Origin of the sequence: Caballeronia sp. BR00000012568055 (assembly GCF_029439455.1) — a bacterium.
GTDB lineage: Bacteria > Pseudomonadota > Gammaproteobacteria > Burkholderiales > Burkholderiaceae > Caballeronia.
Map to the genome: position 1 here is coordinate 1 of NZ_JAQFVG010000255.1, position 11666 is coordinate 11666.

General features: G+C 59.4%; 13 protein-coding genes. 5 read left to right on the forward strand and 8 right to left on the reverse strand.

Annotation, left to right across the window (positions count from 1 at the left end):
• The first annotated feature begins 146 nt into the window (after window positions 1-146).
• Genes P7F28_RS15260 through P7F28_RS15270 form a run of 3 tightly spaced genes read left to right on the forward strand, consistent with a single transcriptional unit; the run spans window position 147 to window position 2997 of the window.
• Window positions 147-1430, forward strand: a complete 1284-nt coding sequence (locus tag P7F28_RS15260) for a D-tagatose-bisphosphate aldolase, class II, non-catalytic subunit (protein WP_277185362.1) — start codon at window positions 147-149, stop codon at window positions 1428-1430.
• Between the two features lie 26 nt (window positions 1431-1456).
• Entirely contained in the window at window positions 1457-2215 is a 759-nt protein-coding gene (locus P7F28_RS15265; protein WP_277185363.1) for an L-iditol 2-dehydrogenase, read from the forward strand.
• A 2-nt stretch (window positions 2216-2217) separates the two neighbouring features.
• On the forward strand, window positions 2218-2997 hold the full coding sequence (locus tag P7F28_RS15270; RefSeq protein WP_277185364.1) for an SDR family NAD(P)-dependent oxidoreductase: 780 nt from the start codon (window positions 2218-2220) through the stop codon (window positions 2995-2997).
• On the opposite strand, the gene P7F28_RS15275 is transcribed toward P7F28_RS15270, so the two are convergent.
• Both P7F28_RS15275 and P7F28_RS15280 read right to left on the reverse strand, forming a co-directional pair.
• Window positions 2982-4148, reverse strand: a complete 1167-nt coding sequence (locus P7F28_RS15275) for a M20 aminoacylase family protein (protein WP_277185365.1) — start codon at window positions 4146-4148, stop codon at window positions 2982-2984. The two genes, P7F28_RS15270 and P7F28_RS15275, sit on opposite strands and share 16 nt — an antisense overlap.
• Window positions 4149-4158: 10 nt before the next feature.
• Window positions 4159-5352 (reverse strand): diaminopropionate ammonia-lyase, encoded by a 1194-nt coding sequence (locus P7F28_RS15280; protein ID WP_277185366.1) that lies wholly within the window; start codon window positions 5350-5352, stop codon window positions 4159-4161.
• Between the two features lie 130 nt (window positions 5353-5482).
• On the opposite strand from P7F28_RS15280, the gene P7F28_RS15285 reads away from it, so the two are divergent.
• Entirely contained in the window at window positions 5483-5959 is a 477-nt protein-coding gene (locus tag P7F28_RS15285) for an Lrp/AsnC family transcriptional regulator (RefSeq protein ID WP_277185367.1), read from the forward strand.
• A gap of 4 nt (window positions 5960-5963) precedes the next feature.
• Here P7F28_RS15285 and P7F28_RS15290 read toward each other — a convergent pair whose 3' ends face one another.
• The 5 genes from P7F28_RS15290 to P7F28_RS15310 all read right to left on the reverse strand — a co-directional run bounded on the left by P7F28_RS15290 (window position 5964) and on the right by P7F28_RS15310 (window position 9737).
• Window positions 5964-7100: a branched-chain amino acid ABC transporter substrate-binding protein gene (locus P7F28_RS15290; protein WP_277185368.1), complete on the reverse strand. Its 1137-nt coding sequence runs from the start codon at window positions 7098-7100 to the stop codon at window positions 5964-5966.
• Window positions 7101-7242: 142 nt separating this feature from the next.
• Window positions 7243-7602, reverse strand: a complete 360-nt coding sequence (locus P7F28_RS15295; protein WP_277185369.1) for a copper resistance protein CopC — start codon at window positions 7600-7602, stop codon at window positions 7243-7245.
• Between the two features lie 11 nt (window positions 7603-7613).
• Complete coding sequence (locus P7F28_RS15300) at window positions 7614-8513, reverse strand: hypothetical protein (RefSeq protein ID WP_277185370.1); 900 nt, start codon at window positions 8511-8513, stop codon at window positions 7614-7616.
• 100 nt (window positions 8514-8613) lie between these two features.
• The gene (locus P7F28_RS15305) at window positions 8614-9006 is read right to left on the reverse strand and encodes a DUF2946 domain-containing protein (protein ID WP_306805914.1); all 393 of its coding nucleotides are present in this window, start codon (window positions 9004-9006) and stop codon (window positions 8614-8616) included.
• A 71-nt stretch (window positions 9007-9077) separates the two neighbouring features.
• On the reverse strand, window positions 9078-9737 hold the full coding sequence (locus tag P7F28_RS15310) for an NAD(P)-dependent oxidoreductase (RefSeq protein WP_277185372.1): 660 nt from the start codon (window positions 9735-9737) through the stop codon (window positions 9078-9080).
• Window positions 9738-9839: 102 nt separating this feature from the next.
• Between P7F28_RS15310 and P7F28_RS15315 the strand changes: the two genes are divergently transcribed.
• Complete coding sequence (locus tag P7F28_RS15315) at window positions 9840-10769, forward strand: LysR family transcriptional regulator (protein ID WP_277185373.1); 930 nt, start codon at window positions 9840-9842, stop codon at window positions 10767-10769.
• A gap of 3 nt (window positions 10770-10772) precedes the next feature.
• Here the strand turns inward: P7F28_RS15315 and P7F28_RS15320 are convergent.
• A partial coding sequence (locus P7F28_RS15320) for a DMT family transporter (RefSeq protein ID WP_277185374.1) occupies window positions 10773-11666 on the reverse strand: 894 nt, incomplete at its 5' end.

Consider the following 11666-nt stretch of genomic DNA (forward strand, 5'->3'; position numbering starts at 1 on the left):
CATTGCATGCCGCGCGCAAGGCATGGAACCGGAGCGTGCGCTGCGCTATGCAAGCGCCAGCGGCGCGCGTGCCGTAGCGGTCAAAGGGCCGATGGAAGGCACATCGACGCTCGCGCAACTCGATCAGTTCATCTCGGAGCAACAGCATGCATGACGTCGTAACACGCCTTTCCGGCGATGCCGATGCGGACCGCAAGCTCAAAGGCATCTATTCGATTTGCTCCGCGCATCCGTGGGTGCTCGAAGCCGCGATGCAGCAGGCGCTCGAAGACAATACGCCGCTGCTGATCGAGTCCACGTCGAATCAAGTGGATCAGTACGGCGGCTACACCGGCATGAAGCCTGCGGATTTCGTGCGTTTCGTGTACAAGATCGCGGATGAAGTCGGCTTCGATCGCGCACGTTTGATTCTCGGCGGCGATCATCTCGGCCCCAACGCGTGGCGCGCGCTGCCCGCCGAAGAAGCCATGCAGAAAGCCGAAGCTCTGATCGAAGCCTACGTGTCCGCAGGCTTCGGCAAAATTCATCTCGATGCCAGCATGCCCTGCGGTGGCGACCCCGAGCGTCTGTCCGATGATGTCGTCGCTGAACGTGCATCGCGTTTATGCGCAGTCGGAGAGAACGCGGCGAAACGTGAAGGTATCCTGAGGAAGCCGGTTTATGTGATCGGCACAGAAGTGCCTGTCCCGGGCGGCGCGAGCGAAGAACTCGAAGGCGTCGAAGTCACGCATCGCGATGCAGCGCTGGAGACGGTCGCGATTCATCGCAAGGCATGGCATGCGCGCGGTTTGGACGACGCATGGCAACGCGTGATCGCGCTCGTCGTGCAACCGGGCGTGGAGTTCGATCACACGAAAGTGATCGACTACCAGCCCGAGCTTGCGTCGGACCTCTCGGAAGCATTGACGCAATTGCCCGGCATGGTTTTCGAAGCGCATTCGACGGATTATCAGAAGGCCGAAGCATTGCGCCATCTCGTGCACGATGGTTTCGCGATTCTCAAAGTCGGTCCGGGCGTAACTTTCGCGCTTCGTGAAGCTTTATTCGCACTCGCGGATATCGAAGCGGAACTCGTGCCCTCACATGAACAATCGAAGCTGCGCGAAGTCATCGAAAAGGTCATGCTCGATAAGCCCGGTAATTGGGAACGCTATTACCACGGCAACGCACGCGAGCAACATCTCTTGCGCACGTATAGCTATAGCGACCGCGTGCGCTATTACTGGACCGATGCTGACATCGCCGCAGCCGCGCAAACGCTGCTGCGCAATCTCGAATCAACGCCGATTCCCGAGAATCTGCTGAGCCGCTATTTGCCCGCGCAATATTGGGCGATGCGCGCAGGCCGTATCGACGGATCGCCGATGAGCCTTATTCATAGCAAAGTGCGCGAAGTCATCGACATGTATGCGTCGGCATGCCGCGCGTGAATCACTCCATCAAAGGAAGATCGCAAATGAAACTCGAAGGAAAGATTGCAATCGTAACGGGCGCGGCAGCCGGCATTGGTGAAGCCGTGGTGCGCCGTTATCTCGACGAAGGCGCGAAAGTCGTGGCCGTCGATGTCAAGGCACCGGCCTCAGCGGCAAGCAACGAGCAACTCCTGTTCGTTCAGGCCGATGTGACGCAGCGCGAAGGCATCGAACAGATCGTAAGTGCGACGCTCGCGAAATTCGGGCGTATCGACATTCTCTACAACAACGCGGCCATCTTCGATATGCGGCCCTTGCTCGATGAATCGTGGGACATTTTCGATCGCGTGTTCGCGGTGAACGTGAAGGGCATGTTCTTCCTGATGCAGCGCGTGGCGCAGCAGATGGTGGAGCAGGGCGGCGGCGGCAAGATCATCAATATGGCCTCGCAGGCGGGGCGTCGCGGTGAAGCGCTGGTATCGCATTACTGCGCAAGCAAGGCGGCGGTCATCAGCTATACGCAATCGGCGGCGCTCGCGCTTGCATCGCACAAAATCAACGTGAACGGTATCGCGCCAGGCGTGATCGATACGCCGATGTGGAAGGACGTCGATGCACTTTTCGCGCGGTACGAGAATCGGCCGATCGGAGAGAAGAAGCGCCTGGTTGGCGAAGCGGTGCCGCTCGGACGCATGGGCAGACCCGACGAATTGACGGGCGCGGCCGTGTTTCTCGCGTCGGCGGATGCGGATTACATCACGGCGCAGACGCTCAATGTCGATGGCGGCAACTGGATGAGCTGATCATGTACATGAACAAGTTTCGACTCGATGGAAAAGTCGCCGTCGTCACGGGCGCAGGACGTGGTATCGGATTTGCGATTGCAGAAGCGCTGGCGGAAGCGGGTGCGCGTGTCGTTCTTACGGACTACGATTCAAAGCTGCTCGACGAGGCGCTCGCCAAACTAGCGGCGAAAGGCGCGCAAGCCGAAGGCGAAATCTTCGACGTCACCGATCCCGCCGCCGCGCAACGCGTCAACGATACCGTCGTCGCGCGACATGGCCGTGTCGATGTACTCGTGAATAACGCGGGCATCGCCATATCGGATCATCCTGCAGAGAATATGAGCGACGAGGTCTGGAATCGCGTCATCGACGTGAATCTGACGGGCGTGTTCCGCGCATGCCGTGCCTTCGGTAAAGGGATGCTTGAGCATGGCGGCGGCAGTATCGTCAATGTCGGATCGATGTCGGGGTTTATCGTCAATCGGCCGCAAGAGCAGGTGAATTACAACGCGTCGAAAGCGGGCGTGCATCATCTGACGCGATCGCTTGCGGCGGAATGGGGCGCGCGCGGCGTGCGTGTCAATGCGGTCGCACCGACTTATATCGACACGGAGATGAATCAGTACGTGCACGAGAAAGAGAACGAAGCGCGCCTGAAACAGTGGATAGATAGTACGCCGATGAATCGGCTCGGACGCATGGATGAAATCGCGTCCGTGGTGCTGTTTCTCGCGAGCGATGCGGCAAGTCTGATGACCGGATCGATCGTGCTGGCCGATGGCGGTTACGTGTGCTGGTGACCTAAGCTCGAGAGCGCCAGGCGCGCGACCTCTGCAAAATAGCGCGCGCCTGTTTCGAGTATGTCGTCGTTGAAGTCATAGGTCGCGTTATGCAGCGGTGCGCCTGTATCGCCATTGCCGATAAACATGAAGTTGCCCGGCACCACTTGCAGAAACGCGCCGAAGTCTTCGGAGATCATCATCGGCGTGACGTCGGTGTCAACCGCGTCTATGCCTGCCACGCTTGCTGCGGCGCGGGCCGCTGTCTCGACCCATTGCATCGAATTGACGGTCGGAGCGAATTCGTGCGTGTATTCGAAGGTGCATTGCGCGCCGTGTATGCGGCAAATGCCTTCGCTCACTTCACGCATGCGGGTTTCGAGTAGCGCCTGCACTTCGCGCGAATAGCTGCGCGTGTCGCCTTTGATCGTCACAGTCGAAGGAATCACGTTGCGTAACCCATCGGTCAGAAACTCTGTGCACGATATGACCGCCGATTGCGAAGGATCGAGATTGCGCGACACAATGGTCTGCAAGCCCAACACGATCTGCGCGCCGATCACGATCGGATCGATACCCATATGCGGACGCGCGGCGTGCGTGCCACGCGCATCGATTCGGATCACGAAATTATCTTCGCTCGCCATGATGCCGCCGCCACGCGTGGCGAACGTTCCTGCTTTCATGCCCGGCATATTGTGCGCCCCGAAGATTGTATCGACGGGAAAGCGGTCGAACAGGCCATCGGCCATCATCGCTTTCGCGCCGCGGCCGTGCTCTTCGGCGGGCTGAAAAATAAAGCGCACAGTGCCGTCGAAATCGCGCTTTTCGGCGAGCTCGCGCGCCGCGCCAAGCAGCATCGCCATATGGCCGTCGTGTCCGCAAGCGTGCATTTTTCCGGGCGTAAGCGAGATATGCGTACGCGCGGGCGCTTGCTCGTTGATCGCGAGCGCATCCATATCAGCGCGCAGACCAACGGCACGCGTGCCGCTTCCCACGCGAAGACTCGCCACCAAACCCGTTCCGCCGATACCGCGCGCCACCTCATAACCCAGCGCGCTCAGAATGGTCGCGGCGAAGTCGGATGTGCGATGCTCTTCGAATCCCGTTTCCGGATAGCGATGCAAATGCCGGCGCCAGTCCTGCAAACGCGCCTGCAGTGACGTTTCCATAGCGTCCTCCTTAAGCGACATGGACGAGTGCGCGCTGACGCGCCAACACGTGTTCAGGGTGCTCGCCGGTCAGTTCTTCGTAGAGCGCCGGTGCGGTCGCGCCTTCGGTGTTGATGACGAGCACGCGCGCGTTTGCGTCGAGTCCGTCGAGCGATCTATCGCGTATCAATGCTGCAAGCCCTGCAAAACCCGCAGCGCCCGATTCACCCGCGACAATCCCCGCGTCAGCAAGCATACGCATGGCCGCGATGGCTTCGTCGTCGCTGATGGTCATGAAGGTATCGATGCACGCTTCGAGCACGCGCCACGCCAGCGGCGATGCTTCTCCGCATGCGAGACCGGCCATGATCGAATCGACGGAACCGGTTGCGTGCGCGGCGTGTCCGGCGAGTGCGCTTTGATAGAGACAGTCCGCCTGATGCGGTTCGACCACGATGAAATGCGGACGCCGTGCGCCATGCCATTCCCAGAAATAGCTTGCGATACCCGCAGCCAGTCCGCCGACGCCGCCTTGCAGCAGCACATGCGTGAACGCAGGGGCATCGCGCGTGCTTGCAGTCTGCTCGATGATTTCAGCGGGAATCGTGCCGTAACCCTGCATCACATCGCGCGGAATCTCGGTATAGCCGTCGTATGAAGTATCCGATACGACGTGCCAGCCGTTGACATGCGCGAGACGCGCCGCTTCGGATACCGAATCATCGTAATTGCCGTCGATACGCAGAATACGCGCGCCTTCATTCGCAATGGCCTGCTCGCGTTCGGCGCTCACATGTGCATGCAGCACGATCACGCACTGGCAACCAAGCGAGCGCGCAGCGGCTGCGAGCGCCTTGCCATGATTGCCATCCGTCGCGCTGATTACCGTGAGATGCGCGAGAAGCGACGCATGACGCCCTTCGAACAGCGCACGCGGATCGAGTCGATGCGTATGCCATAAGCGCATGGCGAGCCGCATCAACGCAATCGGTGCGCCGAGCGCCTTGAAGCTGCCGAGCGCCGAGCGCTGCGATTCGTCTTTCACGTGCAGCGAAGCGAGACCGAAGCGCGCGGCTGCATCGGGCAGGCTGGTTAGCGGCGTGGGCGCGCGGTTCAGACGCGGCCATGACGCGAGCCACGCACGGCTTTCGTCAGCGCGTTCAATGCTCAGAATGTCGCGCAATGGATAGTCGCTTCGTACAGCGCGGGGATTCGCGATTTGCATCTTTGATCGATTCCAAAAAAGTTGACGCCACGAGCGGCATCACTAAATAATATTCACGTGCATCATTATTTCGGTTCGAAATTTAGCGGATTTCGCGCAAAAAAATTTCATCATCAAAGGGTTTGCTGCCATGTCCGTATCGCTCGACGCCTTCGATCGCAAACTGCTGATGGAAGTCCAGCAAGACGCGCAGATTCCGCAAAACGAACTTGGCGCGCGCGTCAATCTTTCCACGGCAGCTGTGAATCGCCGTCTGCGACGTCTTTCTGACGAAGGTGTGATCGATCATTACGCCGCCATTGTTACGCCGGAGAAAGTGGGATGCGCGCTGACCATCGTCACGATGGTCGAAGTCGAGAGCGAACAAATCGATCTGCTCGACGCCATGAAGCGCAGTTTCGCGCAATGTCCGTATATTCAGCAGTGCTACTATGTTGCGGGCGAATGGGACTTCGTTCTAGTGCTGACCATGCAAAATATGGATCAGTACACGGAACTCACGCGGCAGCTCTTTTTCTCCAACAACAACGTCAAACGCTTCAAGACGCTGGTGAGCATGAGCCGCGTGAAAGTGGGACTCGGCGTGCCGGTACTGATCGACGAATAAAAGCTTAGCGCACCACGGTTAGGTCGTTCCACGCGCCATTTCCGTATTGCCGCACGGTGATGGCGCCGTTGCGCATATCGCCTTTCTCGTCGAAGTGGATTGCGCCGGTGACGCCGTTCATCGAGAGTTCACGCAGCTTGGGCAGATAGACGTGTGGATCGGTCGAACCTGCGGCCTGCATGGCGGTGGCCATGGCCATGACGGCATCGTAGGCATAGGGCGCATAGAGTTGTACGGGGCCGCCGAAGCGTTCCTGATAGCGCTTGAAAAACACTTCGCCGCCGGGCATCTGAGCACGCGGCACGCCCGCGAGCGTGCAGTATGTTCCTGCGTTCATGGCCGCGCCCGCGAGCGTGATGAACTGCGGCGTGCACGCTTCATCGCCTGCGATCAATTTGGCTTTGATGCCGAGTTTCTGGGCCTGTTGCGCGAATGCAGCCGCCTGCGTATCGCCGCCCGTGAACACGATACCGCCCGGCACCGCGCTCTTGATGGTGGTCAGCACGCTCATCCAGTTGGTGGTCTTGTCGGTGCCATACTCGCGCGCCACGACCGTGCCGCCCGCTGCCTTTACGGCCTTCTCGACTTCATCCGCAAGCCCTTGTCCGTAGGCGGTGCGATCATCGACGATGGCGACTTTGGTCGCGTGCAGATCGCGAACCATGTACGTGCCGATCACCGTGCCTTGACGCACGTCGTTCGCGACCATGCGAAACACCGACTGAAAGCCCTGCGCGGTCAGCTTCGGATTGGTGGCGGATTCGGTGATCATCGGAATGCCCGCGTCGGCATAGATGCGCGAGGCCGGAATCGATGTCCCTGAGTTGGCATGGCCGACCACGCCGGAGACGCGATCATCCACCAGCTTTTGCGCGACGGTGACGGCGGTTTTCGGATCGGCTGCATCGTCTTGCGAGTCGAGCACGAAGGTGACGTTCTGGCCGCCGATCTGAAGCTTCTTCGCGTTGAGATCTTCGATCGCGAGGCGCACGCCGTTTTCATCGTCCTTGCCGATATGCGCAAGCTCGCCCGTCAGCGGCGACACCTGGCCGATCTTGACGGAGACATCGGCGTACGCGGACATGGCGGTGACAAGAAGGGGCGCGCTAAGAAGCGCAGACAAATGCATTCGATGGCGCATGGCGAGTCTCGTGTGATTGAGGGCAGGACTCAATCGTAGAGCGATGATGCGATCGCCAAAATCGAACGTGAAGGCGCGCGCGAGAATAACTTGCGCGCACGCCTCACGCGACGCAATTTTTTATCGATGCACGCAGCGCCGCCTATTTCACCGTGAAACTGTAGTCGCCGTGCGTGCGATGCCCGTCGTCCGCGATGGCCACCCAATGCACCGTATAGCGTCCCGCCTGCAAGGCGGGCAACGCGACGGAGATGTTCTCGTGATGTTGTGCATCGACGGCGGTTTTTTTGGTGTTCACTTGCTTCCCGTTCGCGTCCGTAACGGTCAACGATGAAAACGCCGGCTCCAACGGACCGTCGAACGTGATTCGAATCTGCGCAGGCGATGCGACCGTTTCGCTCGCCCCCGGCACTTGCGTGCGCGGAAACACGTGAGCCAGCGCAGCGCTGCTCATCACGAGGAAGACAATGGCAGCGCTGTTCACAACGCGATTGATCTGCATAACATGCTCCTTCACCAGTTGAACAGCGGCTTGCCGATGGTGGTCGGCGCGACATCGTCGAAGAAAATATGCGCCTGCACAATCACGCCGACATGTGAACCGCTCGCACGGTTGATCGGAAGTTGCGCTTCAATGCCGAATTGTCCGTAGCGATTGATCCAGATAAAGCCGGGATTAACCGTACCAGTCGTCTGTCCCCGACTTCTCGACAGCGGAATTTCGATCAGCGGAATCAGGCTCGCGAACGGCTCGGGCAGTCCGAGCGAATGAACGTGCTGCTGAAGATAGGGCAGGCTGTATTGAATCGTGAAGCCGTAGTTGAAGGCGTTCGGTTGACCGGCACCCGTCGTGAGCGCGGGCGCTGCTTCTGCCGTGATGGCGACAGGGCGCAGATAAGCGAGCGCATCGGGCAAATCGCCCATACCTTTGCCGATATAAACCGTCGGCGAAATAGTCGAGAAGCTGTCCGCAATCGCGTAACTGCCAGTGCCGCCGAGTTCGGCATTCACGCCCACGGAGGCCATGAATTCATGCGCCTCGTTGACGTACAAAAGATACTTCAGTCCGACTTCGAAGTTGTCGAAACCATGTGCCGTCGAATTATTTTGCATAACGTAACTACCACCTACCGATAAAGCGAGGCGCGACGTAATCAGCTTGTCGTATTCGAACTGAAACGTGTTGATGCTTTGATCGCCGTCGTCGCCCGGCACGCGAAGATGACTGAACTGAAGATTGGCTTCGTCGCCGACGCCGGGGTCATCGACGGCCATGGTGGCGGGGAAAACGCGATCGCCTGCAATAGCGTGCGCGTGGGCCAGCGAGGGCAGCGCGATCAGTGTGATCAATGCGGCGCAGGCGAGGGCCGTGGCAGCCGGCTGCCGCGCATCTCGTTCGATAAGGGTGTGCATAGTTCATCCTGTTTTCCGGGCTCATGTCGAACCTCATCGACCTTGAAGGTCGCGTGCGAGGCCAGGATGCGCGGGGCGCATTCCGAGGCAAAAGGAAGCGTCAGGACAACAGCGATGGCGGGGCGCGCGCGTGCCAGAAAGGCAACGGCGCATTGGCACGCACGCGTTCAGAACGCGTCTTGACGCGATGAACGATGGTGCGTTTCAGCACCGCGGAGGGCGGCGCGAATGGGGTGATTGCCGGGAGATGGGCGAGGAGGCTGCAATAGCCGCAGGCGTCGAGATGAAGCTGCGTGCCGTGGGTGTCGTGCGTGTCGTACGTTTCGTGATGCTGTTGCATCGACGGCATCGAGCACGGCATGCCGCCGTTGCCGTGCTCGTCGTGCGTGGCAGAAAGTGCGTGCGAAAAGGCAGGCACGAGCGCCATCAGCAGGATTGCAAGCAATCCCAACAAGCTGCCGGTCAGGCGTATAAAGCGGCGTCTCATTGGCATGCCCTGGCGGACATTGGATGCCGCCGATTATGACATGCGCGACGCCGCGAGAATACGCGATTATGCGCGGCTTAAGCTACGCGCGCCGCCGTAAAACGCTGGCGAATATGCACCGGCTGTTCCAATTCATCGACCACGGCAACAGCGAGGTCGGCAACGGAAATGCCTGCGGGTTTATCACCGTCCATCAGCAGATCGTCTCGGCCCAAACGATAAACGCCGGTACGTTCGCCTTCCTCGAGCATCGCGGGCGGGCTGACGAAAGTCCAGTCCAACGCGGTGTTGTCGCGCAAGGTACTCAGCGCATTGCGTGCGGCCACCGCGCCCGGAACAATATTCGCGGGCACATGCGTTTTGAAGGCTTCCGTATCGACAAGTTGCACGCCTGGCGCGACGAAAAGACTGCCCGCGCCGCCAATCACGATATAACGGCGCACGCCGCTCATTTCCACGCCGCGCACGATCGAATCATTACCGCGCGTGAAGTTGTCGAACAAGGAGGGGTCGTTCCAGCCAGGATTGAAGGCAGATAGTACGGCATCCTGATTACGCACTGCTTGAGCAATCGAATCTGCCGAATAAGCATCGGCTAATTCGAATTTGAGCAGTGAATCGGTCGATACATTGCCGCTTTTGCGAACCAATGCCGTGACTTCATGGCCACGGCGCAACAATTCCTGCTGAAGATGCTTGCCAACGAATCCCGTAGCGCCGATCAGTGCGACTTTCATTTGAAAACCCCGCGAAATGGATGAATGAACAGCATGCTATCGCGTGACTGGACGCTTTAGAATACGTCGAAATCGACAATCTCTTTTAAGCGTGCCTTAACAATGAACGATCTACGTCCTTTCGTCGTATTTGCCGAAACGGTGTCGCAAGGCTCGATGAGTGCGGCGGCATCGCGGCTGGGCATGACGCCGTCGGCGGTCAGTCAGACCATCAAGGCGCTGGAAAAGCAGTCGGGCGTGACGTTGCTGCATCGCTCGACACGCAAGCTCGCATTGACCGAAGACGGCAAGCGTTGTTACGCGCATTGCGTGCGGCTGATCGATGCGTGGCGCGCCGCTTCCGAGTCGCTGGCGCAAGCGCGCGATGCGCCGTCCGGCGAGTTGCGTATTGCCGCGCCGCTGGGCTTTGCGTCGTTCATTGCGCCTGCGCTCGCGCCGGTTTTATCGACATGGCCGCAATTGCGTCTGCGCCTGCTCGTCGCCGATGAAATGGTCGATCTGATCGATGCGCGCGTCGATCTCGCCATACGCGTGGGCAAGCTAGCGGATTCGGCGTGGACCGGGCGGCGGATTTGCGAATTGGAGACCTTGCTGTGCGCATCGCCGGCGTATCTCGAACGCAATGGCACGCCCGAGCATCCGAGGGATTTGAAGGCGCATCACTGGATTGCGCTGGAGCGCGATCTTCAGGAAACCGAAGAAGAACCGACCTACACGTTGACGTTGCACGGCGCGAAGCGAACTAAGGAAACGGTGACGATGAACGTGCGCATTGCAAGCACGGCGCAGCCCACGCTTCAGCAGATTTGCGAGCGAGGTCTGGGTATCGCACGTCTCGCTTATATCGATGCGCGAAGCGCGATCAAGCGAGGCAATCTGATCCCCGTGCTGCCGAACTGGACCTTTCCGATGCTGCCCGTCACGCTGGTTTCACCGCGCAAGGACAGCAAGCCCGCGAAAGTGCGCGTTGCCGCTGACGCATTGAAAGCGTATTTCGAAGCCATGCCGACAGCACGCTCGAAAGTGATCTAAACATCAATGCCGATGCCGATGATGCACATCCGGAAAATGCGCATGCGAATGCGTAATCGGCATATGCACATGCGGATGCGTGTGCGGTTCATCGCCATCGTAAGGGAAGTCATGCGTGTGCTGATGATGCGCGTCATGCCGATGCCGATGCGCATGCTCCATCCGCTCATGCGTATGTTCGTGTTCGTGCCGTTCACGCACATGCAGCCAGACGCCCGCGATCATCAATACCGCTGCGCACCAGAACGCAGTGCCGGGCATGTCAGGCCATATCAGCAATGAAAGCGCCACGCCGAATAGCGGAGCCACGGAAAAATACGCGCCCGTGCGTGCGGTTCCCAGATGACGCAACGCGATCACGAACAACACGAGGCTGATGCCATAGCCTGCGAATCCTGTGGTCATGGCTGCGAGGATCAACGCGGGGCCGGGCAGCGTTGCGCCCGATGCAAACGCGATCGCCAGATTCACGGGACCCGCACATAAGCCCTTTAAACAAGCGATGATCATTGCATCATTGGTCGATACCTTGCGCGTGAGGTTATTGTCGATTGCCCATGCAAGACATGCGCCCGCAATCAACAGCGCTCCGATCGACAAGCCGCCCGGACCCGTTTGCCATGACAGCAACACGCGACCCGCAACAATCGCCATCATGCCGACGAAGACGTAACGATCGACGTTCTCGCGAAACACCATCCATGCAATGACCGCCGTCAATACGCCTTCGAGATTCAGCAGCAGCGAACTGGTCGCGGCGGGTGTGCTCGACAAGCCGAGCATCAATAAAGCAGGGCCTGCAACGCCGCCCGCCAGGATTGCGCCCATCAGCCAGAGCCATTCCGTTGCGGCGATACGCCGATCCTCTCGCCGCGTCTCTCGCGAATACACACGCCG

What these genes read in the sequence shown, in the direction of transcription:
- P7F28_RS15275 (WP_277185365.1), bottom strand. Translation starts at nt 4,148, where the DNA reads ATGGAAACGTCACTGCAGGCGCGTTTGCAGGACTGGCGCCGGCATTTG.
- P7F28_RS15295 (WP_277185369.1), bottom strand. Translation starts at nt 7,602, where the DNA reads ATGCAGATCAATCGCGTTGTGAACAGCGCTGCCATTGTCTTCCTCGTG.
- P7F28_RS15260 (WP_277185362.1), top strand. Translation starts at nt 147, where the DNA reads ATGCATGACGTCGTAACACGCCTTTCCGGCGATGCCGATGCGGACCGC.
- P7F28_RS15300 (WP_277185370.1), bottom strand. Translation starts at nt 8,513, where the DNA reads ATGCACACCCTTATCGAACGAGATGCGCGGCAGCCGGCTGCCACGGCC.
- P7F28_RS15270 (WP_277185364.1), top strand. Translation starts at nt 2,218, where the DNA reads ATGTACATGAACAAGTTTCGACTCGATGGAAAAGTCGCCGTCGTCACG.
- P7F28_RS15290 (WP_277185368.1), bottom strand. Translation starts at nt 7,100, where the DNA reads ATGCGCCATCGAATGCATTTGTCTGCGCTTCTTAGCGCGCCCCTTCTT.
- P7F28_RS15280 (WP_277185366.1), bottom strand. Translation starts at nt 5,352, where the DNA reads ATGCAAATCGCGAATCCCCGCGCTGTACGAAGCGACTATCCATTGCGC.
- P7F28_RS15285 (WP_277185367.1), top strand. Translation starts at nt 5,483, where the DNA reads ATGTCCGTATCGCTCGACGCCTTCGATCGCAAACTGCTGATGGAAGTC.
- P7F28_RS15315 (WP_277185373.1), top strand. Translation starts at nt 9,840, where the DNA reads ATGAACGATCTACGTCCTTTCGTCGTATTTGCCGAAACGGTGTCGCAA.
- P7F28_RS15265 (WP_277185363.1), top strand. Translation starts at nt 1,457, where the DNA reads ATGAAACTCGAAGGAAAGATTGCAATCGTAACGGGCGCGGCAGCCGGC.
- P7F28_RS15305 (WP_306805914.1), bottom strand. Translation starts at nt 9,006, where the DNA reads ATGCCAATGAGACGCCGCTTTATACGCCTGACCGGCAGCTTGTTGGGA.
- P7F28_RS15310 (WP_277185372.1), bottom strand. Translation starts at nt 9,737, where the DNA reads ATGAAAGTCGCACTGATCGGCGCTACGGGATTCGTTGGCAAGCATCTT.